Annotated in this window: 20 protein-coding genes; 13 read left to right on the top strand and 7 right to left on the bottom strand. The window is 61.7% G+C overall.

The genetic code is table 11. The features are described from left to right. Positions 1-600 precede the first annotated feature (600 nt). Positions 601-1,902, bottom strand: a complete 1,302-nt coding sequence (locus tag BLL36_RS11880; protein ID WP_076951619.1) for an OprD family porin — start codon at positions 1,900-1,902, stop codon at positions 601-603. A gap of 410 nt (positions 1,903-2,312) precedes the next feature. Here BLL36_RS11880 and BLL36_RS11875 point away from each other — a divergent pair, with 410 nt between their 5' ends. Continuing rightward, positions 2,313-4,400, top strand: coding sequence for a TonB-dependent receptor (locus BLL36_RS11875; protein WP_076951618.1), 2,088 nt, complete (start codon positions 2,313-2,315; stop codon positions 4,398-4,400). A 94-nt stretch (positions 4,401-4,494) separates the two neighbouring features. On the opposite strand, the gene BLL36_RS11870 is transcribed toward BLL36_RS11875, so the two are convergent. From BLL36_RS11870 to BLL36_RS11860, 3 genes are all read right to left on the bottom strand, one after another. Further along, the gene (locus BLL36_RS11870) at positions 4,495-4,710 is read right to left on the bottom strand and encodes a hypothetical protein (RefSeq protein ID WP_076951617.1); all 216 of its coding nucleotides are present in this window, start codon (positions 4,708-4,710) and stop codon (positions 4,495-4,497) included. A 246-nt stretch (positions 4,711-4,956) separates the two neighbouring features. Beyond that, entirely contained in the window at positions 4,957-6,063 is a 1,107-nt protein-coding gene (aguA, locus tag BLL36_RS11865; RefSeq protein ID WP_076951616.1) for an agmatine deiminase, read from the bottom strand. A 120-nt stretch (positions 6,064-6,183) separates the two neighbouring features. Further along, positions 6,184-9,093 carry an aminotransferase gene (locus tag BLL36_RS11860; RefSeq protein ID WP_076951615.1) on the bottom strand — a complete coding sequence of 970 codons (2,910 nt, stop codon included), beginning with the start codon at positions 9,091-9,093 and terminating at the stop codon, positions 6,184-6,186. Between the two features lie 143 nt (positions 9,094-9,236). On the opposite strand from BLL36_RS11860, the gene rfbB reads away from it, so the two are divergent. The 7 genes from rfbB to BLL36_RS11825 are packed head-to-tail and all read left to right on the top strand — an operon-like array spanning position 9,237 to position 16,299. Beyond that, positions 9,237-10,319, top strand: coding sequence for a dTDP-glucose 4,6-dehydratase (gene rfbB, locus BLL36_RS11855; protein ID WP_076951614.1), 1,083 nt, complete (start codon positions 9,237-9,239; stop codon positions 10,317-10,319). Continuing rightward, positions 10,316-11,191 (top strand): glucose-1-phosphate thymidylyltransferase RfbA, encoded by an 876-nt coding sequence (gene rfbA, locus BLL36_RS11850; RefSeq protein WP_076951613.1) that lies wholly within the window; start codon positions 10,316-10,318, stop codon positions 11,189-11,191. Before rfbB ends, rfbA begins: the two co-directional genes overlap by 4 nt. After that, complete coding sequence (gene rfbC / locus BLL36_RS11845) at positions 11,188-11,733, top strand: dTDP-4-dehydrorhamnose 3,5-epimerase (RefSeq protein WP_076951612.1); 546 nt, start codon at positions 11,188-11,190, stop codon at positions 11,731-11,733. The genes rfbA and rfbC overlap by 4 nt, the downstream gene beginning before the upstream one ends. After that, positions 11,730-12,599, top strand: a complete 870-nt coding sequence (gene rfbD, locus BLL36_RS11840) for a dTDP-4-dehydrorhamnose reductase (protein ID WP_076951611.1) — start codon at positions 11,730-11,732, stop codon at positions 12,597-12,599. The genes rfbC and rfbD overlap by 4 nt, the downstream gene beginning before the upstream one ends. Before the next feature lie 36 nt (positions 12,600-12,635). Continuing rightward, complete coding sequence (locus BLL36_RS11835) at positions 12,636-14,444, top strand: sensor histidine kinase (RefSeq protein ID WP_076951610.1); 1,809 nt, start codon at positions 12,636-12,638, stop codon at positions 14,442-14,444. Beyond that, positions 14,441-15,817, top strand: a complete 1,377-nt coding sequence (locus BLL36_RS11830; RefSeq protein ID WP_076951609.1) for a sigma-54-dependent transcriptional regulator — start codon at positions 14,441-14,443, stop codon at positions 15,815-15,817. The genes BLL36_RS11835 and BLL36_RS11830 overlap by 4 nt, the downstream gene beginning before the upstream one ends. A gap of 26 nt (positions 15,818-15,843) precedes the next feature. Continuing rightward, a complete protein-coding gene (locus BLL36_RS11825; protein ID WP_076951608.1) occupies positions 15,844-16,299 on the top strand; it encodes a YiiD C-terminal domain-containing protein in 456 nt (151 codons plus the stop codon). A gap of 127 nt (positions 16,300-16,426) precedes the next feature. Here the strand turns inward: BLL36_RS11825 and cysQ are convergent, their stop codons facing one another. Both cysQ and nudE read right to left on the bottom strand, forming a co-directional pair. Then, positions 16,427-17,263 carry a 3'(2'),5'-bisphosphate nucleotidase CysQ gene (gene cysQ, locus BLL36_RS11820; RefSeq protein WP_076951607.1) on the bottom strand — a complete coding sequence of 279 codons (837 nt, stop codon included), beginning with the start codon at positions 17,261-17,263 and terminating at the stop codon, positions 16,427-16,429. Further along, positions 17,260-17,826, bottom strand: coding sequence for an ADP compounds hydrolase NudE (nudE, locus tag BLL36_RS11815; RefSeq protein ID WP_076951606.1), 567 nt, complete (start codon positions 17,824-17,826; stop codon positions 17,260-17,262). Before nudE ends, cysQ begins: the two co-directional genes overlap by 4 nt. Before the next feature lie 87 nt (positions 17,827-17,913). Here nudE and yrfG point away from each other — a divergent pair, with 87 nt between their 5' ends. Continuing rightward, the gene (gene yrfG, locus BLL36_RS11810) at positions 17,914-18,576 is read left to right on the top strand and encodes a GMP/IMP nucleotidase (protein ID WP_076951605.1); all 663 of its coding nucleotides are present in this window, start codon (positions 17,914-17,916) and stop codon (positions 18,574-18,576) included. Between the two features lie 139 nt (positions 18,577-18,715). On the opposite strand, the gene lysM is transcribed toward yrfG, so the two are convergent. Beyond that, positions 18,716-19,156 (bottom strand): peptidoglycan-binding protein LysM, encoded by a 441-nt coding sequence (gene lysM / locus BLL36_RS11805; protein ID WP_076951604.1) that lies wholly within the window; start codon positions 19,154-19,156, stop codon positions 18,716-18,718. A gap of 132 nt (positions 19,157-19,288) precedes the next feature. Between lysM and BLL36_RS11800 the strand changes: the two genes are divergently transcribed. The 4 genes from BLL36_RS11800 to BLL36_RS11785 all read left to right on the top strand — a co-directional run bounded on the left by BLL36_RS11800 (position 19,289) and on the right by BLL36_RS11785 (position 24,142). Next, positions 19,289-20,176, top strand: a complete 888-nt coding sequence (locus tag BLL36_RS11800) for a LysR family transcriptional regulator (RefSeq protein ID WP_076951603.1) — start codon at positions 19,289-19,291, stop codon at positions 20,174-20,176. A 97-nt stretch (positions 20,177-20,273) separates the two neighbouring features. Further along, entirely contained in the window at positions 20,274-21,113 is an 840-nt protein-coding gene (gene fdhD / locus BLL36_RS11795; protein WP_076951602.1) for a formate dehydrogenase accessory sulfurtransferase FdhD, read from the top strand. Next, complete coding sequence (locus tag BLL36_RS11790) at positions 21,110-23,458, top strand: FdhF/YdeP family oxidoreductase (RefSeq protein ID WP_076951601.1); 2,349 nt, start codon at positions 21,110-21,112, stop codon at positions 23,456-23,458. Before fdhD ends, BLL36_RS11790 begins: the two co-directional genes overlap by 4 nt. 204 nt (positions 23,459-23,662) lie before the next feature. Beyond that, positions 23,663-24,142 (top strand): glycine zipper domain-containing protein, encoded by a 480-nt coding sequence (locus tag BLL36_RS11785; RefSeq protein WP_076951600.1) that lies wholly within the window; start codon positions 23,663-23,665, stop codon positions 24,140-24,142. Positions 24,143-24,144: the final 2 nt, after the last annotated feature.

The following is a 24,144-nucleotide window of genomic DNA, read 5'->3' as shown; positions in this document are numbered from 1 at the left end:
CGGCCCTCGGAGCTTCCGGCTCCTACCTCCTGATGGTCTCGACCCCCGCTACGCGGAGTTTCTGCTTTACGCTCCAACAGAGATCACACCCGACTGTCCACTCATGGCAGGTTCAGCCCTTCATTACTCCGGTTCGAGCAACTACTACGGCCTCGGCTGACTTCTGTTCGCCCATCCCGTCATCTCGCGACGCCGGTAGCACATGGCAGGCTAAACAGATCTCCCAGGGTAATTCGCGCGACCTTCCTGCTTATGCCTGTCGGATCTACGTCACAGCGTTCCGTGCAAGTATCGGGCTTTGACGATTGTGGCCGTCTTACCCCGCTGTGCCGCCTCATCCGCTTCCTGTTCGTCAGGCCAGCATTTTGCCTCGGGCTTCCTTCAGATTCGCAGTCACCCGCGACACCCTTGCCTCTGGCTAACACTTCCCCTTGCCGGGTGTGTAGAGGACTTTCACCTCCAAGTCGTTTGGCTCACCACCACAGTGAGCGAAACAGCGCCAGTCACGGCGCTACGCGCCATGCCTGGCGCACCACATAAAAAAACCCCGAACCAGTCGGGGTTTTTTATCGCCTGGCATCAGGCGCGACCTGCAATCAATCAGAAAACATTGATCGGGTAGTCAGCGAACAGACGGATTTCATTACCGCCGACGTTGTACTGGTCAGCATTGCTGGAAACGCGCAGCCACGAGGCACGGGCACGCAGGCTCAGGTCTTTGGCCGGGCCGCTCTGGACCACGTACTTGAACTGGTTCCAGATTTCACGCTCGGTGCCATCGCCACGGTTGGTACCGTCGTCGATGTTGGTACCGCGCACGTAGGCCACGTTGTAGGTCAGGCCCGGTACGCCGAAGGTGGCGAAATCGATGCCGTAGCCAAGCTGCCACGAACGCTCGTCCTTGCCGTTGAAGTCGGACCAGTAGGAGTTGGCCAGCAGGATGGTGTTGCCACCGTCGCCAATGCCGCCGGCGTTGCGGTAGCCGCCGTACAGGTAGCCGGTGTCACCGGTGCTGCGCTGGTGAGCGACGGTGAAGCTGTGCGGGCCGACGGCCCACGTGGCGCCCAGGCTCCAGATTTTGTTGTCACGGGCGTCTTCGTCCTTCTGGTTTTCCAGGGCGAAGCGCTTGTCCAACTTGGTTTTGTAGCCGTTGAAGTCAAATGTCAGCGACTGCTTCTCGGGCAGGGCCAGCACGTAGTTGACGTTGACGTATTGCTTCTTCAGCACGTCTTCCATGTCGGAGGCGTACAAGGCTGCCGACAGGCTCTCGGTGAATTTGTAGCTGCCGCCGATGTAGTCGATGCTTTTCAGGCCACCGCTGTCGGTGCCTTCCATGCTCTTGCGCGCTTCTTTGGTGAAGTGACCCGCGTCCAGTTGCAGGCCGGCAATCTCTTTGGAGACGATCGACGTACCGGTGTAGGTTTCCGACAACAGACGGGAGTTGTCGTACTGCAACACAGGCACGGCCGGGAATTGATCACCGTACTTGAGCACCGTGTTGGAAACGCGCAATTTCACGGCTGCGCCGCCTTTGGCCAGGTCGTGTGGCGCCGAGCCAGGGTTGTTGGGCGTGCCGTTGCCCTGCTTGAAGAAGTCGATACCGCCGGCGCCGGCGCGACCTTTACCACCGTCCAGACGGATAGCGTACTGGCCGATCACGTCCACACCCACACCGACGGTGCCTTGGGTGAAACCGGACTCCAGCTTGCCGATGAAGCCCTGGCCCCATTCGGCTTTGTCTCGCTGGCCGTTCTTGTAGTCACGGCTGATATAGGCGTTGCGTGCGGCGATGTTCAGGTGACTGTCTTCGACAAAACCCTTGGATTGATCCTGGTCGTTTGCCATGGCTGTCGATGCGCTCAAAATCCCCAGAGCGATCAGACTCATCCGTTGCTTCAACATTTTTTTGTATTCCTTATTTCTGGTTGAGTACGCGCTGTGACACCAGGCTCCATGTCGTTTCTGGTGTCGACTGGTTCCGGACAAAAGAAGGCCCGCGGACGACTTAAACAGGCCGCGGGCCTTCTTTTTATTGGATGAGTCATGGCGGTTAGCCACAGGCGTTGGGGCAATCCTAGTCGCGCGTTGAACTATGTGTCAATTTCGTGAATCGTCTGTATTTAGGCGAAATAATTCTAAGGAACGGCTTATGGCTGTTCTGAAAGCGACAATAAACCGCAGGCAAAAGTACAAAAAACACATCCAGTAACATATTTATGTATTGATACGTTTGGGAATAGATAACGCACGCAAATGCAAAGCATTACTATTCGCGCGCATTTTCCCTCCTATCAATTCGGACACATTTATCCATGCCTGCCTTTCGCCTGACGCCCATCAACCTTGGGCTTTGCGTTCTGCTGTCTGCCGGTTTTGCCTATGGCGCTACGACGCTGCCCGAAACGTCGATCAGCGCCGAAGCTGACGAAGACGACCCGCGCGTCAAGGAAACCAACACGGCCACCCGCACCGCTACACCCGTGCGTTATGTGCCGCAGGCCATCGACTCAGTGAAGACCGAAAGCCTGCGCGCCTACGGCACCAATGACCTGGGCCAGGCGTTAAGCGGCATTCCGAACGTAAGCAGCGGCGCCGACACGCGCTTCGACAGCTTGCGCATCCGTGGTTTCGACGCGAGCAACGACTTCTACCTCGACGGCATTCGCGATGACAGCCAGTACATTCGCGACCTGCATAACATCGAGCGCATTGAAGTGCTCAAAGGGCCGGCAGCCGTACTTTACGGGCGAGGCGGCCAGGGAGGGATCGTCAACCGCGTAAGCAAACTGCCGGCCGCCGGTCGCAAGTCCAGCATCGAAGCCCAGGGCGGCAGCAACGATTTGCGCAGCCTGTATGCCGACCTCAGCACCGACCCCAGCGATGACATCAGCCTGCGCTTGAACCTGGGCAACCAGGACAACAACAGCTTTCGTGATGGCGTCAGCGGCAATCGCCAGCTCTTTGCACCGTCCATGAGCTGGCAGCTCACGCCCGACCTTAACTGGCTGGTGCAATACGAATACAGCCGCTACAACCGCACGCCGGACCGTGGCATTCCCGGCGTCAACGGCCGCCCGGCCGACGTGAGCCGCAGCACCACCTACGGCGACAGCCGCGATTACATCGACGACAAAACCCAGTCGCTGCGCTCCAAGCTGGCCTACGAGCTCAACGACAACTGGCAACTGCGCCAAACCCTGGGCGTGTTCAAGCTGGACAGCGACTTCGACAACACCTACCTCACCGGCTACACCCCGGCGACCAACCGCGTCACGCGTCAACGCTGGCAGCAGGACCTGACCACGCTCAATATCTTCAATAATGTCGAGCTGGAAGGTGGCTTCAGCACCTTCGGCCTGGAACACCGCCTGCTCACTGGCCTTGAACTGGGCAGCCAGCGCCGCGATCCGAAGCTGTACACCGCCACTGCGGTCAACCGTGGCGGCCAGGCCGTGCCGAGCCTGGACCTCAACCAACCCAACCGCCACCTGAGCCACACAGGGCGGATGAGTGTGTCGAGCGATAACCACACCGAAGTCGAAAGCCGTGCGCTTTATGTGCAGGACCAATTGCGCCTGAATGATCAGTGGCAAGTGCTCGCCGGCCTGCGTTACGACCGCTTCGAGGTCGACACCACGAACAACCTGCTCGACACCCGCCAGGCCGTCAAAAGCCACAGCACCAGCCCGCGCTTGGGCCTGGTGTGGACGCCGCTGGAGCATCATTCGTTTTATGCATCGTGGAGCAAGACCTTCTCCCCGGCAGGCGGCGGCTTGATCGGCATCACCCCGAACGCTGCCGGCAGCGTCAACGACCTGAGCCCCGAGTTGACCAAACAGAAAGAAATCGGGGTCAAGAGCGACTGGTTCGACGACCGCCTGAGCACCACCCTGGCGGTGTACGAACTGGAACTCTACAACCGTCGCACCAGCGACCCGCTGGACCGCACCATCACCCTGCTCAGCGGCCTGCAGCGCTCACGCGGCATAGAGCTGACCGCCACCGGCAAGATCATTGGCAACTGGTATGTACGCGGCGGCGTCGGCCTGCAGGATGCCAAGGTTGAGAAAGACAACAACGGTTTCGAAGGCAAACGCGTCAGCGACGTGGCCAAGCGCAATGCCAGCCTGTTCATCACCTGGAAACCGGAGATGGGCTGGTACGCTGAAACCGGTTTGACCCTGGTGGGCGATCGTTATGCCGACAGCCTCAACACCGTGGTGCTGCCGGGCTATGGCCGTTGGGACGCGCTGGCCGGGTTCCGTCAGCAGGAATGGAACGTCAGCGCGGCGTTGAACAATATCGCGGATAAAACCTACTACGCCTCGGCGACCAGTGTGGCGCAGATACAGCCGGGAGACCCGCGTAGCCTGGTGGTGACAGGCACGTACAGCTTATAACCGGCTACCTGCGATAGCTGTAGTGAGCGGGCTTGCCCCCCGGCGCGGGGCAAGCCCGCTCACTACAGTTGTGTAGATAGCTATGTTGTTCTTTTTAGTTCTTCAACAGGTCGCACAACGCGTGCACTTCGTCCTCACTGAACAACCCCACCGGGTAACGTTCGGTCATCACGCTGCGCAGGTCCGGCTGCCGCCGGATTTGTCGCGAGCCGTTTTCCTTCAACCAGAGCGCCAGCGCATGGATCTCGTCGCCGTTGACCCGCAAAGGGTGGCACGTGCGTGTGTACATCGGGTTGATATCGGCGTTCATTTCAGCGCTCTCTCCTACTGCGTGAGCGGCTAACTTACTCAAGGTTTATGACAGAACCGCGCAGTCATCACCCCTGGGCCACTGTGACAACACCGATACAAGAGCTATGCCAATGTCTTGCCTTCATAGGCCTGCGCGCACAAAAAAGCCCGCGGCCTTGCTGGGCTGCGGGCTGGCTGCTGGCTTATCGCCGCAGGTGAAACCAGGTGACACCCGGCTACCGTCACGACGCTGTTACAACTGCACTCAGTTTTTGTTCGGTGCTGGCTGCTGTTGGGTCAGACAGTGGATATTACCGCCACCCAGTAACAGTTCGCGGCCTGGCACCATGACCACTTCGTGCTGCGGGAACAGGTCCTGCAGGATCGCCTTGGCCTGGCTGTCCAGCGGATCGTCGAAGCTCGGCGCGATGATGCCGCCGTTGACGATCAGAAAGTTGACGTAGGAACCCGCCAACCGCGCGGCAGGATTACGTTCCTGAGTGCCGTCAACCGGGTCGACACCGGCGCACTCCTCTTCGGTGGCATACAGCGGCCCCGGAATCGGCATTTTATGCACTATGAACGAGCGGCCCTGGGCGTCGGTGCTGCTTTGCAGTACGTCCATGGCGGCGTGGCAGCGCGCGTAGTTAGGGTCTTGCGGATCGTCGGTCCAGGCCAGCAGGACTTCGCCAGGGCGCACGTAGCAACAGAAATTATCCACATGGCCGTCGGTCTCATCGTTGAACAGGCCATCCGGCAACCAGATGATCTTATCCACCGCCAGGTTGGCACTCAGCACGGCCTCAATCGCGGCGCGATCCAGATGCGGGTTGCGATTGCGGTTGAGCAGGCACTCTTCGGTGGTGATCAGGGTGCCCTCGCCATCGACGTGAATCGAACCGCCTTCCAGCACGAAGCCTTCGGTGCGATACCGCTGGGCGCGTTCGATTTCGAGGATCTTGCCGCCCACTTGCGCGTCGCGGTTCCACGGCGAATACAGGCCGCCGTCAAAACCGCCCCAGGCGTTGAAGTCCCAGTTCACGCCGCGCACTTCGCCGCTGTTGTTGATCACGAAAGTCGGGCCGGTGTCCCGCACCCAGGCGTCGTCGCTGGACATTTCCACCACGCGGATGTTCGGCACATCCAGGCGCGCGCGGGCATTTTCGTATTGTCCGGCGGATACCGCCACGGTCACCGGTTCGAAACGTGCAATGGCCTTGGCCACTGCCACATGGGCAGCCTGTGCCGGCTTGCCGCCCAGGCGCCAGTTGTCGGGGCGCTCGGGCCAGATCATCCAGGTTTGAGTCTGTGGCGCCCACTCGGCGGGCATGTGGAAGCCATCGGCGCGAGGGGTGCTGTGCAGGGTGGTCATGGCGATCAAGGCTCCGATGAGGGTATGGCCGACTTTATAACGGATAAAAATCGGCTTTAACAGCGTAAAAATATCTTAACCGACGAATATCACAGTGAATAACCGATAATAATCGGTCAGCTACAGTTGTTCATCCAGCACCTTCGACAGCATGTCGACGAAGAAATCCACGCTGCGTCTGGAGGTGACCATCGGCGGCTTGATCTTGAGGATGTTCAAATAATCACCCGTGGGCTGCATGAAAATCCCCAACTCCCGCAAGCGATCACACAGCAAGGCAGTTTCTTCGGTGGCCGGCTCCAGGGTTTGCCGGTTGCGAACCAACTCCAGGCCCAGGTAAAAACCGGAACCATGCACGGCACCCACCAGCGGATGACGGTCGATCAGGGCTTGCAACCTGGCCTTGAAATGCCCGCCAACCACCTGGGCGTTTTCCCACAGCTTTTCTTCTTCCATGACATCCAGCACCGCCATGCCGATCCGGCAACTCACCGGACTGCCTCCCGACGATGAGAAGAAATACCCCTCAGCCTCCAGCGCTTCGGCGATTTCACGTCGGGTGATCACCGCGCCCAGCGGCTGCCCGTTGCCCATGCCCTTGGCCATGGTGATGATATCGGGCATCACGCCCTGCTCTTCGAAGCCCCAGAAGAAATGCCCCATACGGCCGTATCCCACCTGCACTTCGTCGGCGATGCACACGCCGCCCCGGGCGCGCACAAGCGCATACACCTGCTGCAAATAGCCCGGCGGCAATGAGATCCCACCGGCGTTGCCGTACACCGGCTCGCAAATGAAGCCTGCCAGCTGGCGTTTGCTCGCGGCAATTTTCGCCAGGTTGTGTTCAACGCTTCGTACGTAGTCAGGCGCACTGTCCTGCCCACGGAATTCGCCTCGATAGGTATTGGGCGCCGTTACCGGGTGCACCCAGTCCGGGCGGCTGCTCAATGCCTGGGGGTTGTCGGCGATCGACGTGGACACCGCATCCGCCGCCACCGACCAGCCGTGGTAGGCCTCCAGCACACTGAGCATGTCGCGCCCGCCGCTGTAGGCCCAGGCCAGGCGGATCGCCAAGTCATTGGCTTCGGTGCCGCTGTTGACCAGGAACACCCGGTCCATGCCTTCCGGCGCCAGCGCCAGCAGACGCTCGGAAAATTCGGCAATCGCGGCGTAGTGAAAGCGCGAATTGGTATTGAGCAGCGACCACTGCCTCGCCGCCTCGGACGCCATGCGCGGGTGACCATGCCCCAGCACCGCCACGTTGTTGAGCATGTCCAGGTACGAGCGACCCTGCATGTCGATCAGATGGTTGCGCCAGCCGCGTTCGATGCGCGGCGGGTCGACGTAATAGTGCTTTTGCGAACGCGCGAAACTGGCGTCGCGGCGGGCCAGCAGCGCCTTGGGGTCCAGCTCCGGTTCGGCGTCGCAGGCCAGCCCCAGCAGCGCCGCCGGTGAGGGGCACAGCGCCTGCCAGGCCTGGGCTCGGGAAGGCGTGCAGAACAGGGGGGCCGGCAGGTCGGTTCGGCACAGTTGCACCGTCAGCGGGCCTTCGACCGTAGCAATCACCTGGTGCTTGAGCACGGCGGCGCCTGGCTGCAGCAGCGTCTTGACGCCCCACAACCGCACGTCGGCATCGCTGCCGTGCACATGCAACTCGCCATTGACGCCGGGGCGTACGATGCCCGCAAACGGAGATTCGATGCTGGTGCCCTGTGGCACATGCAGTTCGACATGCAACGGGAAGGTCTCAGGTTCATCGAAACTGTCAGGCCGGGTCCGCGACAACCGGTACTGTCCATAGCGACTGGCCGCCAGGCCATGCACCGCGGCGGCCTCCTGCAACAAACGCTGGTCGATACCCAGCTGCTCCCAGTTACCGGCCTCGAAATGCGGGCTGAGCACACCCAGGTCGATCAGCGCGAACTCACGGCCCACCAGCCCCGGCATCAACGGCGCGAAACCTGGACCGGTCACTGCTGCCGGCGCTTGTCCGACGCTGCCTAGAATCGCCGCCTCCATCAACTCGAACGGCACTGACGTCGCTACATGGAAAATTTCCCACTCATGCTTGGCGTTTTTCAGCAGGTAGCTGTTATCCGGGTCCAGGCGTTGCTGCTGCTCGCTGCTCAACACCAGCACCGCTGCACGAGCGACGATCAGTGGCCACAGCGCCAGCAGTTCTTCGTGTTGCAACGGTGTCACCGCGTGACAGGCCTGGATCGCGGGCAAGATGGCAAACGGATCGCCCTCGGCATGGTGCAGCAACGCGGCGCAGGTCACCGAGAGGTCGGCAATGCGCCAGGTGTGCACCAGATCGCCAAAATCGATCACACCCTGAATTTGCCAGTGACGCTGCGCATCGCGCTGCCACACGACGTTGTCATCGGTGATGTCCATGTGCACCGCCTGCCACGGCAGGCGTTCGGCCAGGGGGCGAATACGCTTGTCGACCTGCTCGGCCGCGTGCTCCAGCGCCTCGCGATGGGGCAGGTTTTCCAGGTTTGCCAGCAGATGGGTAATCAGTTCCCCGGCATGGCGCGGGTCCCATTGCAGGGTGCGCGCAAGCCCCGGATGCTCGAACCGCGCCAGCGCCTGGCTCATCCACCCGCACAGGTCGCCAAACCCTGCGATCACCTCGCGGCTCAAGTGAGGCAAATGGGTCAACGGCTGACCGTCGATATAGTCCAGCAGCCGCACGTGCAGGGTTTGACCTCCGACGGTCAGGGTCAGCAGCTCCTCACCGCTCAAGGCCTTGATCACCCGTGGCACGCGCACCCCGGCGTGGGCCTGCAAGGCATTGAGCGCCGCATGCTGGGCCTGCAATTCGACAGCCGCGTAGTCGCCCCGGCAGATTTTCAGGACAAAGCTGCCGCGCGAATTGTCGACTTTGTAATTGAGGTCTTGCTGGCTGCCCAACGATTGCAAGGCGCCAGTGAGGCCGTAATGCTGCTCAAGCAACTGAGCCGCCTGATCGGGACCTAATTGCGGGCAGGGTAGACTGGCGCGATGGATCAGGGTGGCGAGCAACATGGAAGGTGGCCTCGGTTTTTTTTAGGGGTGTATATCGCCATTGTTCTGGGGGGTTACGCAACCCCCGCGGCATATCGACCTTCGCGGCGTCACAACACAGGCTATGCTCGCTAATCGTCCGTTTAAGGAAAAGGGCCCCCGACATGCGCATTCTCATTACCGGTGGCGCCGGTTTTATCGGTTCTGCTTTGGTACGTCACCTAATCCAGCACACCGAGCACGAAGTGCTCAACCTCGACAAACTCACCTACGCTGGCAACCTGGAGTCGCTGGCCAGCATCGCCTCCAACAGCCGCTATGAGTTCGTCCAGGCTGATATCATCGACCAGGCTACCGTCAGCGCTGTGCTGGCGCGCTTCGAACCCCAGGCGATCATGCATCTGGCGGCCGAGTCCCATGTCGACCGTTCGATTGACGGCCCGTCGGATTTTATCCAGACCAATATCGTCGGCACCTACAGTTTGCTGGAAGCCGCTCGTGGCTACTGGCAAACCCTCGCCGATCCGCAGAGAGGCGCGTTCCGGTTCCACCATATTTCGACCGATGAGGTATATGGCGACCTGCACGGTGTGGACGACCTGTTCACCGAAACCACACCCTATGCGCCCAGTTCGCCCTACTCCGCCAGCAAGGCGGCGTCCGACCATCTGGTTCGCGCCTGGCAGCGCACCTACGGCCTGCCGGTGCTGCTGACCAATTGCTCGAACAACTACGGGCCGTTCCACTTCCCCGAAAAGCTCATCCCCCTGGTCATTCTCAACGCGCTCGCGGGCAAGCCGTTGCCGGTCTATGGTAATGGTTTGCAGGTGCGCGACTGGCTGTTCGTAGAAGATCACGCCAGGGCACTGCTCAAGGTGGTAACGGACGGAGTGGTGGGCGAGACCTACAACATCGGCGGCCACAACGAGCAAAAGAACATCGATGTGGTGCGCAGTATCTGCACCCTGCTGGAAGAGCTGGCACCGCAGCATCCCGCTGGCGTACAGAACTATGCCGACCTGATCACCTTCGTCAAAGACCGTCCTGGCCATGATCTACGCTATGCCATTGACGCCAGCAAAATTGAACGCGAACTGGGCTGGATGCCCCAGGAAACCTTTGAAACCGGGCTTCGCAAAACCCTGCAATGGTATCTGGATAACCTGGACTGGTGCCGCAGGGTCCAGGATGGCAGTTACCAGGGCCAACGATTGGGCGACACCGACATGAGGGATCTGATTGCATGATGAAAGGAATCGTATTGGCCGGCGGCTCCGGCACTCGTCTTCACCCCATTACTTTGGGCGTGTCCAAGCAACTGCTGCCCGTTTATGACAAGCCGATGATCTACTACCCGATCTCGGTGCTGATGCTGGCGGGCATCAAGGAAATCCTGGTGATTTCCACTCCGGCGGACCTACCGCAATACCGCAACCTGCTGGGCGACGGCAGCCAATTCGGAGTGACGTTCAGCTATGCCGAGCAACCGAAACCGGACGGCCTGGCGCAGGCCTTTCTGATTGGCGAGCAATTCATCGGCAGCGATCCGGTGTGCCTGATCCTCGGCGATAACATTTTCCACGGCCAAAGCTTCAGTGCGCAGTTGCACGCAGCGGTAAAACGTGGCAAAGGCGCTACGGTGTTCGGCTACTGGGTCAAAGACCCGGAGCGCTTCGGCGTGATCGACTTCGACAGCGAAGGCCGCGCCCTGTCCATCGAAGAAAAACCGACGGCGCCCAAATCCAGCTACGCGGTCACCGGTCTGTATTTTTACGACAACGATGTCATCCAAATCGCCAAGGCGGTGAAGCCTTCCGCCCGTGGCGAATTGGAAATCACCGACGTCAACAACGCCTACCTGAAACGGGGAGACCTGCAGGTGGAACGCTTCGGCCGCGGGTTCGCCTGGCTCGATACCGGCACCCATGACAGCTTGTTGGACGCCTCGCAGTACGTGCAGACCATCGAGCGCCGGCAGGGTCTCAAAGTGGCATGCCTTGAAGAAATCGCCTACAGCAACGACTGGATCGATCGCGACCATCTGCTTGAGCGCGCCAAGTACTTCGGCAAGACCAGCTATGGTCAATACCTCTACTCATTGGCTGGGGACAACGCGTGAATGTCACCCAAACTTCACTGCCCGGCGTACTGATCATCGAACCCACGGTGTTCGGTGACGAACGCGGTTTCTTCTACGAAAGCTTCAACGCCCGGGCCTTTGAACAGGCAACAGGCCTCAAGCGCAACTTTGTCCAGGACAACCACTCGCGCTCGCAGAAGGGCGTGTTGCGTGGCCTGCATTACCAACTCGAACACACCCAGGGCAAATTGGTGCGTGTCACCGCCGGTGAAGTGCTGGACGTAGCCGTGGATATCCGCCGCAGCTCGCCGAATTTCGGCCAGTGGGTGGGCATACGACTGTCGGCACAGAACCACCGCCAACTGTGGGTGCCGGAGGGGTTCGCCCATGGTTTCGTGGTGCTGAGCGATTACGCCGAGTTTCTGTACAAGACCACCGACTACTACCAGCCCAGCGCTGAACGCAGCATCCTGTGGAATGATCCAACGTTAGCCATTGACTGGGAGCTGAGCGAGGCACCGCAGTTGTCCGCCAAGGATCAGGCCGGCAAACCTCTGACGGAGGCCGACGTGTTCCCATGAAAATCCTCATCGCCGGCCAACACGGCCAACTCTCCCGCGAACTGCAACAACGCCTCCAAGGCCTGGGTGAACTCATCGTATTGGGCCGCGACCGACTCGACCTGGCCGACCTCGACCAGATCCGCCAGCGCGTTCGCTCCCATCGCCCCGACCTGATCATCAACGCCGCCGCCCACACCGCGGTCGATCAAGCCGAAAGCGAGCCGGACCTGGCGTTTGCGATCAACGCCATTGGCCCCGGCGTGCTCGCGGAAGAAGCCAGGGCCCTGGGTATTCCGTTGATCCACTACTCCACCGACTACGTGTTCGACGGCAGCAAGCCGGCGCCCTACACCGAAGCCGACGCGCCGAACCCGCTAGGCGTCTATGGCCAGAGCAAACTGGCGGGCGAGCAGGCGATTGCGGCCGTGGGCGGCAAGTACTTGATCCTGCGCACCAGTTGGGTCTACGCCAGCCACGGCAAGAACTTCCTGCTGACCATGCAACGTCTGCTGCAGGAAAAGCCGCAGATGCGCATCGTCGCCGACCAGATCGGCGCGCCGACCTGGGCCGGCAGCATCGCTGACAGCACGCGTGGGTTGATCGAGCGCTGGCGCGCCGGCGAGCCGGGGCCATGGGGTGTCTATCACCTGACCGCCCAAGGCGAAACCTCGTGGTTCGGGTTTGCCACGGCCATCGGCGAGCATCTGCGCCAGCAGGGCAAAGCCTGCGCCGAGTTGGAGCCGATCCCCTCCAGCGCCTACCCGACGCCCGCCAAGCGCCCACTGAACTCGCGCCTCGATTGCAGTCGCCTGCAGCAGCAATGGCACGTCAGCCAACCGCAGTGGCAAGACGCATTGCGCGAGTGTCTTGCCGGGCAGCACTAGGCATAATGCGCCTGTACCCACAGGCGCCCGACTCCCATGACTCCACCCCTTCCGCGTAGACCCCGCTGGCGCAGCCTCGCCCTGTTGGCGTTGTGCCTGGCACCGCTGCTGTGGCCGCTGGAGCACCTGGCCGAGCGCTATTACCGCAGTGAACTGGCCGGCCAGAACCGCCAGACCCTCGACCTGTACGTCGCCAACCTGCTCGGCACCTTGCACCGCTATGAAGTGTTGCCGCAAATCCTCGGCGACTTGCCGGCCCTGCGCACCGCACTGGATGCGCCTCAGGTCAGCACCAACCTGGTCAACGCCAACCTGCTGCTCAAGGACGTCGCTGCCCAGGCCGGGGTTGAGGTGATGTACCTGATGGACACCCATGGCAAGACCCTCGCCGCGTCCAATTGGGATAAACAAGACAGCTTCGTCGGGCGCAATTTCTCGTTCCGGCCTTATTTCAGCGAAGCCATGGCCGGGCGCCTGGGGCGGTTTTTCGGGTTGGGCACCACCTCGGCCAAGCGTGGCTATTTCTTTGCCGCCGCCGTGCGCGATGGCGATACGATCATCGGCGTGCTGGTGGTCAAAGTCGACCTGGACCACACCGAAAGCCTGTGGGGCAACACCCCGGAACAACTATTGGTCACCGACCATAACGGCGTGGTGATTCTCACCTCACGCCCGCAATGGCGCTTCCGCGCCACCCGGCCGCTGACCGCCGAAGAACGCCGCGCCATCATTGCCATCCAGCCCTACCCGACCCGCGACCCGCAACCCCTGAGCCTGAGCAGCAGCGCCTGGCTGCGCCAATCCACGGCCATCGCCGAGACCGGCTGGAATGTGGAGATCCTCGCGCCGCGCTCGCTGATCAACCGCCCGGTGCGCACGGTGGTTGCCGTGGGCGGCGCCACCCTGTTGGTGTTGATGCTGTTGCTGGGCTTGATGATGCAACGCCGCCGCCATTACCTTGACCGTATCGCCTTCGAAGCCAAGGCGCGCCGCGAGTTGGAAGCACGGGTGATCGAGCGGACCAGTGACTTGGAAGGCCTCAACCGGCGCCTGAAACAGGAAGTGTTGGAACGCGAACACGCCCAGCAGGAACTGGTACGCGCCCAGGACGACCTGGTGCAGGCGGGCAAATTGTCGGCGCTGGGCACCATGTCGGCGAGTATCAGCCACGAACTCAACCAGCCGCTGGCGGCGATTCGCAGCTATGCGGAAAATGCCGAGATCCTGCTCGACCACGAGCGCACCACGGATGCCCGGGGCAACCTCAAGCTGATCAGCGAGCTGACCGGGCGCATGGCCTCGATCATCGCCCACCTGCGCGCCTTCGCTCGCCGCGATCGGCATGCGCCGGAGAGCGTGGCCCTGCAACCGGCGCTGGACGATGCGCTGGCGTTGCTGGCCAAGCGACGCCGGTCAATGGAGGTGGAGCTGATCCGCGACTTGCCCGAGGCGACCCTGTGGGTACAGGCCGGCGAAACCCGCTTGCGCCAGGTACTCGGCAACCTGCTGGCCAACGCCCTCGACGCGCGTACCGAAAAAGGCCCGCCGCGTAAACTCTGGCTGAGTGCCCAAACCACCGAGCAGGGCGTCAACCTGTACATTCGCGATAACGGCCCGGGCTTTTGCATGGAAGCCCTGGGTCGCGCCAGCGAGCCGTTCTACACCACCAAGACCCGCACCCAGGGCCTGGGGCTGGGGCTGGCGATCTGTGAGACCCTGATGCGCGCGTTTGGCGGTGAATTGCTGTTTGCCAACCACAAGGAAGGTGGCGCGCTGTTAACCTTGAAATTGCGTGCCGGCTCGCCGGGCGTCAGTCTGCAACCGTCCGAGGACCGCAGTGTATGAGTATCGATAACCACATTCAGGTGGTGTTGATCGACGACGATCCGCACTTGCGTCAGGCCCTGTGCCAGACCCTGGACCTGGCCGGGCTGAAAGTCCTCACCCTGGGCGAAGCCAGCGGCCTGACCGCGCGCCTGTCGCGGGATTGGCCGGGCGTGGTGGTCAGCGACATTCGCATGCCCGGCATGGACGGCCTGGAGCTGCTGGCCGAACTGCATGGTCAGGACCCGGACCTGCCGGTGCTGCTGATCACCGGCCACGGCGACGTGCCACTGGCGGTGCAGGCCATGCGCGCCGGGGCCTATGACTTCCTGGAAAAACCGTTCGCCAGCGACGCCCTGCTCGACAGCGTGCGCCGCGCCCTGGCCCTGCGCCGCCTGGTGCTGGACAACCGCAGCCTGCGCCTGGCACTCAGCGACCGCCAGCAATTGAGCACACGGCTGGTGGGCCACTCGCCACAGATGCTGCGCCTGCGCGAACAGATCGGAGCCCTGGCCGCGACCCGCGCCGATGTGCTGATCCTCGGCGAAACTGGCGCCGGCAAAGAGGTTGTCGCCCGTGCTCTGCATGATTTGTCGAGCCGGCGCAGCGGGCCTTTCGTGGCGATCAACGCCGGGGCGTTGGCCGAATCCGTGGTCGAAAGCGAGCTGTTCGGCCACGAGCCGGGCGCGTTTACCGGCGCGCAGAAACGCCGTATCGGCAAGTTCGAGTTCGCCAACGGTGGCACGCTGTTCCTGGATGAAATCGAAAGCATGAGCCTGGATGTACAGGTCAAGCTGTTACGTCTGTTGCAGGAGCGCGTGGTGGAGCGCCTGGGCGGCAATCAGTTGATCCCGCTGGATATCCGCATCATCGCCGCGACCAAGGAAGACTTGCGCCAGGCAGCCGACCAGGGCCGCTTCCGCGCCGACTTGTATTACCGCCTCAACGTCGCACCGTTGCGCATTCCACCGCTGCGCGAGCGCGGCGAGGATGCGCTGATGCTGTTCCAGCATTTCGCCGATGAAGCCAGCAGCCGCCACGGCCTGACGCTGCATGAACTGCAACCGGGCCAGCGCGCGCTGCTGCTGCGCCACAGCTGGCCGGGCAATGTGCGCGAATTGCAGAACGCCGCCGAACGCTTCGCCCTGGGCCTGGAACTGGCCTTGGATGCTACGCCGGATAATCCGTCGGCGGGTGTGCTGACGTCCACGCCGGGCGGTCTGAGCGAACAGGTCGAGCAGTTCGAAAAGAGCCTGATCGCCGCCGAGCTGACCCGCCCCCACAGTTCCATGCGCAGCCTGGCCGAAGCCTTGGGCGTACCGCGCAAGACGCTGCACGACAAACTGCGCAAGCACGGCCTGAACTTCGCCAACCAAAGCGGTGACGACGAATGACCGCTCCCACCCGCCAAGAGGCCACCATGAGCCGCGACAGCCGCTACTTGGAATCCATCCTGCACCACGACATCCCCCTCACCCGGGAAATGGGCCTCAAAGTGCTTGGCTGGCACCACGGCCAATTGCAGTTGCACCTGCCGTTGCAGGCCAATATCAACCACAAGAGCACCATGTTCGGCGGCAGCCTGTATTGCGGCGCGGTGCTGGCCGGTTGGGGCTGGCTGCATTTGCAGTTGCGCGAAGAGGGGGTTGAAGACGGGCATATCGTGATTCAGGAGGGGCAGATCAGTTATCCGCTGCCGGTGACGCGGGATGCCACGGTGGTATGCCAGGCGCCGGAAGAAAAGGTGTGGAAGCGGTTCGTGGCGACCTACAAACGCTATGGCCGTGCGCGATTGATGCTGGAGACATGGGTTGTGAATGAGGACAGTGAGGAACGAGCGGTGACGTTTACCGGCCAGTACGTCCTGCACCGCTAGCCGCCACCACACAAAAACCATTGTGGGAGCTGGCTTGCCTGCGATAGCGGTCTGACAGTCACCATTTCAGCGACTGAGCCACCGCTATCGCAGGCAAGCCAGCTCCCACAGGAAGTTTATGTCGGGCTCAGGATCGCGCCAAGCTCAGCAACCTTTCACGCCACACCGCCTTCGCCGGCAACGCCAAAAAGAACGGATTCAACAGCGATTCCCGCGCCGGGTAGCTGAACGGCTCGCCGCTCAACTCCAGCACTTCGCCGCCCGCCCCTTCCAGCACGCCCTGGGCGGCTGCCGTGTCCCATTGTGACGTCGGCGCCAGACGCGGATAACAATCCGCACTGCCCTCGGCCAACAGGCAGAACTTTAAGGAGCTGCCGATATTGGCCAGCTTCAGCTCGCCCAGGCCCTCGCTCAGGCCATCGAGCAAACGTTCCTGCTCGGGGCTGGTATGCCGACGACTGGCCACCACGGTAAACGACTCGCCGGCGGCGGGCGCTTCGCGCACTTGAATCTGCTTGGGCGCTTCATTCACATCGGAGCGCCAGGCACCCAGGCCCGCGCCACCGAAATAGCAGCGGCCACTGGTGGGTATCGAGACCACGCCGAACACCACGCGGCCCTGCTCGATCAGGGCGATGTTGACGGTAAATTCTTCACTGCCGGCGATAAATTCCTTGGTGCCGTCCAACGGGTCCACCAGCCACCAGCGTTGCCAGCCGGCGCGCACGCTCTGGTCAATGTCGGCGTCTTCCTCGGACAGCACCGGAATGCTCGGGTCCAGCGCGGTCAGGCCCGCCAGGATCAGGTGATGCGCGGCCAGGTCGGCCGCCGTCACCGGCGAATCGTCCGCCTTGGAGGTCACGCCCACGTCGGCGCGCCAGTACGGCAATATTGCTTCGCCGGCCTGGCGTGCCAGTTCGATCACGGGGGCTATAAACGGGTGGCCCAGAAACAGTTCGCTCATGCGCTAAACGCTCCTCGCTGGATCAACAGGTCTCGTACCAGGTACAGCGCGGCCAGGGCGCGGCCTTCGCTGAATTGCGCGTTTTGCGCGAGCATCGACAGCTCGCGCAGGTTCACCCGCTCCACACGCATCGGCTCAGGCTCATCGCCTTCAAGGCGCTCTTCGTAGAGGTCGGTGGCCAGTACCACCTGGATTTTCTGGCTCATGTAGCCAGGCGACAGCGAAAGCTCAGTGAGGTGTTCCAACTGCCGCGCGCCGTAGCCGGCTTCTTCCTTGAGTTCGCGGTTTGCCGCCGCCAGCACGTCCTCGCCAGGTTCGATCAGGCCCTTGGGCAAGGACACTTCATATTCGTCGGTACCGCCGCAGTACTCTTCCACCAGCAACGCATGGTCCGCATCGATCATCGCCACGATCATCACCGCGCCGTAGCCGGCACCGCGGCCCACCAGGCGCTCGTAGGTCCGTTCAACGCCATTGGAAAAGCGCAGTTGCACTTGCTCCACGCGGAACAAACGGCTACTGGCGACTATTTCGCGGGCGAGGACGGTGGGTTTCTGGCGCATAAGCGGCTCCTTGGCGTGATCGGGTTACTATACCGTGGCTTTTCCGATTGTCTGTGTCGGATATCTTTACTTACATGAGAACACCCCATGCCCTCTTTGCCCTGGCACGCCATCGATACCGTCCTGCTGGACATGGACGGCACCCTGCTCGACCTGCATTACGACAACCATTTCTGGATGGAACACCTGCCCCAGCGTTACGCCGAGTTGCACGGGGTCAGCCGCGCCATGGCGGAGCTGGAGTTGCAACCGCTGTTCGAGCGTAACGCCGGACAGTTGCAATGGTATTGCCTGGATTTCTGGAGCACGGAACTGAACATCCCGGTGCGCGAACTCAAGCTGGAGACCGCCCACCTGATCGCCCTGCGCCCGGACGCCGATACGTTTCTGGCGGCGATCAAACGCGCCGGCAAGCGCGTGATCCTGATCACCAACGCTCATCGTGACTCGCTGTCATTGAAGCTGGAACGCATTGAACTGGCGCCGTATTTCGAACGATTGATCAGCTCCCACGATTACGGTTTTGCCAAGGAAAGCCCGCAGTTCTGGGATGCCCTGCAAGCCGACATCGGCTTCGACCCGGTGCGCAGTCTGTTTATCGACGACACCTTGCCGATCCTGCGCAGTGCGCGGGATTTTGGCGTGGGGCATTTGCTGGCGGTGAAAGAGCCGGATAGTCGCAAAGGGCCGAAGGACACGGCCGAGTTTGCCGCGGTCGAGGACTACCGCGATCTCATTGCCGGGCTCTGAACCCCATGTGGGAGCGGGCTTTTGTGGGAGCTGGCTTGCCTGCGATAGCATCACTGCGGTGTAACTGAAACACCGCAGTGCCTGCATCGCGGGCAAGCCCGGCTCCCACAAAAAGCTCCCACATTTTTTTGCTTCGGGTTTATTCAGGAATACGCAAAGTCTGCCCTGGGTAGATCTTGTCCGGATGCGACAACATCGGCTTGTTGGCCTCGAAGATCTTGTTGTACTGGTTGGCGTTGCCATACACCGCCAAAGAAATCGCGCTCAAGGTATCGCCCTTTTTCACTACGACGAAACGGGCAGCGGCAATGGCAGGGCCGGATACGGTGATCTGGTCATCCACACTGGCCACACCGGCAATATTGCCCAACGCCAGCAGGATCTTCTCTTTCTCTTCCTGGGTGGCGACTTCACCGGTCACGGTCACCTTGTCGCCCTCCACCGTGGTCTGCACATTCGGATTACCCAGACCCACTTTGGCCACGTGTTCCTTCAACTGCTCACTGGCGTTCGCATTGCCCGGCGTCAGCAGGTCGATCAATTTCTCGCCGGCTTCCTTAACAAAGCTTAAAAGACTCATGGTGCGCTCTCCTTAGTAGTTGATTTCCAGTTGCCCAAGACTAGACCAGTCTTGTCAACTTGGGTTCCAGCCCGGCCAAAGACCCAAACGCGCTAGAATCCCCCCGCCATTGGAATAAGCCCTGGAGCGAAGATGGACATCAAACAGCTGAAATTCCTCATCGCCCTCGACGAAACCCGTCACTTCGGCCAGGCGGCGGCGCGTTGCCATATCACCCAGCCCACGCTATCCATGCGCCTGCGCAGCCTTGAAGAAGAACTTGATCTTCCCTTGGTCAATCGCGGCCAGCGCTTTGAAGGCTTTACCGCGCCCGGCGAACGGGTACTGGCGTGGGCACGTACGGTGCTGGCGGCCTATGACGGCCTGCAGGCCGAGGCGGCGGCGTGTCGTGGCAATCTGGTAGGTACGTTGCGCCTGGGCGTGGTGCCGCTGTCGAGTTTCGATCCTTTGGCGCTGATGCAGCAGCTGCATAAAGAGCACCCCAGCCTGCGTTTCGAACTGTCGGCCCTCAGTTCCGAGCAGATTCTGGAGCAGCTGGCGAGCAATCGCCTGGACCTGGGCGTGTCCTATCTGGAACGCCTGGACAGCGAGCGCTTCGACTCGCTGGCCCTGGGCGAAACGCGCATGGGCCTGCTCTACGACCAGCGTTTCTTCAGCTTCGGTGACAAGCCGCTGAGCTGGGAAGCGTTGATCGAATTGCCCCTGGGCATGCTTACCAGCGGCATGCACTTTCGCCAATCCATCGACCATAACTTCCACAGCCGCGGGCTCAACCCGCAGCCGCTGCTGCAGACCGATGCCGTCCATCAGTTATTACAAGCCGTGCATGGCGGGCTTTGCTGCGCGGTGATGCCGCTGGATGGAGGCCTGGATGCGCTCACCGAGCACTTGCGCCTGCAGCCGATTGAAAACGCCCAGACCCTTGCCCGCCTGGGGCTGATCATGCGTCGCAGCGCTCCGCGATCGGCGCTGGCGGAAGCCTGTTTTGCGCTGTACCAGAAATTGCAAAGCGCACCTTGATCGACGTCATCTATCGGTAGATCAGTACTGGCAATTAGACGCGACGCTTTGTCGCGCCTAGTCTAAACACTGATCAATCCGTCGGTGGTATTGCCCCATGAACGCCAAGCGCCCAACCTGCGCGGCGCCCGCTGTTGAAACGCCTGCGCCCGCCGCCAGCCAGAGCTACCAATATTGCAGTCTCGATCATTCAGAATCCGCCAGCACAGCCCTGGCGGAAGAAGTGGCGTTGGCGATTGCCTATAACGACATCAGCCAGGCGGTGATGTTGGTGACGCCGACGGACCTTGAAGATTTTATTGTCGGTTTCAGCCTCGGCAGCGGGATTATTGCCGACGTCAGCGACATCTATGATCTCCAACTCAGTGGCGCGGGCTCTGCCCAGTACGCCCACGTGCAGATTTCCAGCCGTGCATTCTGGAACCTCAAGCAGCAACGCCGCCAACTGGCCGGCACCAGTGGTTGCGGCCTGTGCGGCGTGGAAGCGGTGGAGCAAGCGTTGCCAGACCTCGAGGTATTGCCCGGTGCTCCGTTGCCTCCGGCGCAATGGCTGGACGGTCTGCGCCAGCGCATCAGCGCGTTCCAACCCCTGGGCCAGCACAGCGGCGCCGTGCATGCGGCCGTCTTTATGAACGGTCAGGGGGAATTATTACTGGGCCGCGAAGACATCGGTCGGCACAACGCCTTGGATAAATTGATCGGCGCATTGATCCGCCAACAGATTCCGACCAAAGGCGGCCTGGCGATTGTCACCAGCCGTTGCAGCCTCGAATTGATCCAGAAAGTCCTGCGCGCAGGCATCCAGACCCTGGTCAGCCTGTCGTCGCCCACCGGCCTGGCCCTGCAATGGGCGCGCCGGCATAACCTCAATCTCATCCACCTGCCGCAGAAAAGTGCGCCGCGGGTCTACAGCCCTGCGATGGAGAACCAGCCGTGAGCAATCATCATCAAGCCGACCAAACCCCGACCCCGCGCTACAAGCCCTACAAAGGCCCGGCTGGCGGCTGGGGCGCGCTGATCAGCGTGGCGCAAGCCTGGCTGACCAGTGACAACGCGCTGAAGAACCTGCGCATGATGCTCAAGACCAACCAGAACGGTGGCTTCGACTGCCCGGGCTGCGCCTGGGGCGACTCGCCGGAAAGCGGCATGGTCAAGTTCTGCGAAAACGGCGCGAAGGCGGTGAACTGGGAAGCCACCAAGCGCCGCGTGGATGCGGCGTTCTTCGCCAAACACAGCGTCACCGCCCTGATTGCACAGAGCGACTATTGGCTGGAATACCAGGGTCGCCTGACCCAGCCAATGCGCTACGACGCCGAAACCGACCACTACACGCCCATCAGCTGGGATGCGGCGTTCGACCTGATCGGCAAGCACCTCAACGCCCTGCCCAGCCCGGACATGGCCGAGTTCTACACCTCTGGCCGCGCCAGCAACGAAGCGGCGTACCTGTATCAGCTGTTCGTGCGCGCCTACGGCACCAACAATTTCCCGGACTGCTCGAACATGTGCCACGAGGCCAGCGGCGTCGCCCTGGCGCAAAGCGTAGGCGTCGGCAAAGGCACCGTGACCTTTGATGACTTCGAACATGCCGACGCGATTTTCGTCTGGGGCCAGAACCCCGGCACCAACCACCCGCGCATGCTCGAACCGCTGCGCGAAGCCGTCAAGCGTGGCGCCCAGGTGGTATGCATCAACCCGCTGAAGGAGCGCGGCCTGGAACGTTTCCAGCATCCGCAGCATCCGCTGGAAATGCTCACCAACGGTGACAAGCCGACCAACACCGCGTACTTCCGCCCGGCACTGGGTGGCGACATGGCCATCCTGCGCGGTATGGCCAAGTTCCTGCTGCTGTGGGAACGCCAGGCCCAGGCCGAAGGCAAAGAGGCCGTGTTCGACCACGACTTCCTCAATGAACACACCGTCAACGTCCTCGACTACCTGGGCCAGATCGACGACACCTCGTGGGATGAAATCGTCGCGCAGTCCGGCCTGACCCTGGTCGAGATCGAGCAAGCGGCGCGCATGTACGCCAAAGGCAAGAACGTAATCATGTGCTGGGCGATGGGCATCACCCAGCATCGTCACTCGGTGCCGACCATCCAGGAAATCGCCAACCTGATGCTGCTGCGCGGCAACATCGGCCGCCCGGGCGCCGGCCTGTGCCCGGTGCGTGGCCACAGTAACGTGCAGGGCGACCGCACCATGGGCATCAACGAACGCCCACCGGTGGCCTTCCTCGACTCCCTGGAGCGTCGCTTCCAGTTCCAGGTGCCGCGCACCAACGGCCACAACGTGGTCGAAGCGATTCACGCCATGCTCGAGGGCCGCTCCAAGGTGTTTATCGGCCTGGGCGGCAACTTCGCCCAAGCCACGCCGGACAGCACGCGCACCTTCGAAGCACTGCGCAACTGCGACCTGACCGTGCAGATCAGCACCAAGCTCAACCGCAGCCACTTGATGCACGGCAAAGACGCGCTGATCCTGCCGTGCCTGGGCCGTACCGACATCGATATCCAGGCCGACGGCCCGCAAGCGGTGACGGTGGAAGACTCGTTCAGCATGGTCCACGGTTCCAACGGCCAACTGCAGCCGCTGTCGAAGCTGATGAAATCCGAGCCTGCGATCCTGGCCGGCATCGCCGCCGCGACCCTGGGCAGCAAACCGGTGGATTGGCACTGGCTGGTGGCCGACTACGGGCGCATTCGCGACCTGATCGCCGATACCATCCCGGGCTTCAAGGACTTCAACGAAAAAATCAAAAATCCAGGCGGCTTCTACCTGGGCAACTCCGCAGGTGCGCGCCGTTGGAATACGCCGTCGGGCCGCGCCAACTTCCGCCCCAATATCCTGCCCAAGGACTTGATCCACGAACGCACCCACGCCACAGGCCGCGTTCCGGACCTGATCATGCAATCGATGCGCTCCCACGATCAGTACAACACCACCATTTATGGCTTGGACGACCGCTACCGCGGGGTCAAGGGCCAGCGTGACGTGCTGTTCGTCAATGAAGCAGACATTATCCGCCTGGGCTTCAAGCCGGGGCAGAAGGCCGACATCGTGTCGCTGTGGGAAGACGGGCGTGAGCGCCGGGTGAAAGGCTTTACCTTGCTGGCGTTTGATATTCCGGCAGGGCAGGCTGCGGCTTATTACCCGGAAGTGAACCCGCTGGTGCCGCTGGAAAGCACCGGAGATGGCAGCCATACGCCGACGTCGAAGTTCGTGGCGATTCGCCTGGAAGCGGCGAGCGACAATGGCTTGATCATGGCCCGTTCAGCCTGACGGAAGTCCGGGCACAAAAAAGGCCGCTTTTGCATAAAAGCGGCCGTTCCGAAGTAGCTAAAGACTGGCGAAATCGACTTAAGTTCCTTAGCTAAAACAGTAAGTTAGCGAATTGTGTACAAGTCGTGCTACTGGTCGGATTTCTATTGTCACAATCTCGACACAGCCTCAGGATCGCGCCGTCATCCCTTGAGGTTTCCCTTAATGAAGTTCTCCTCGATTCTCTTGTTGTCCCTTGGCCTGGTCAGTGGCGCAGCCATGGCCGGTGGCACCACCGAAGCCGGTGTAGGCGGCGCATTGGGCGGGGTTCTGGGCTCGGTTGTCGGCCAGCAGATCGGCGGCAACACCGGCTCGGCCATCGGCGCAGCCCTGGGCGGCGCGGGCGGCAGCGCGGTGGGTGCGGACAAACGCAGCCGCGGCGAAGCCGCCATTGGCGGCGCATTGGGCGCGGCGGGCGGCAACGTGGTAGGCCGCAGCATGGGCGGCAACACCGGCAGCCTGATCGGCGCAGCCGCCGGCGGCGGTGCGGGTGGCGCGCTGGGCAACTACATGGGCAACAAGAGCGATGACGATGATCGCCGTTATCGTGGCCGCGACGACCGCCGCTACTACCGCGATGATCACCCAGGCCGCGGGCATGCCTATGGGCATCGCAAGAACAAGCACCACTACCGTCACCGGTAAGC

The organism is Pseudomonas cedrina subsp. cedrina, from assembly GCF_001983175.1.
GTDB classification, from domain to species: Bacteria; Pseudomonadota; Gammaproteobacteria; order Pseudomonadales; family Pseudomonadaceae; genus Aquipseudomonas; species Aquipseudomonas cedrina.
Note: the sequence above shows the minus strand (reverse complement) of the source record. Positions and strands in the feature narration are given on the sequence as shown.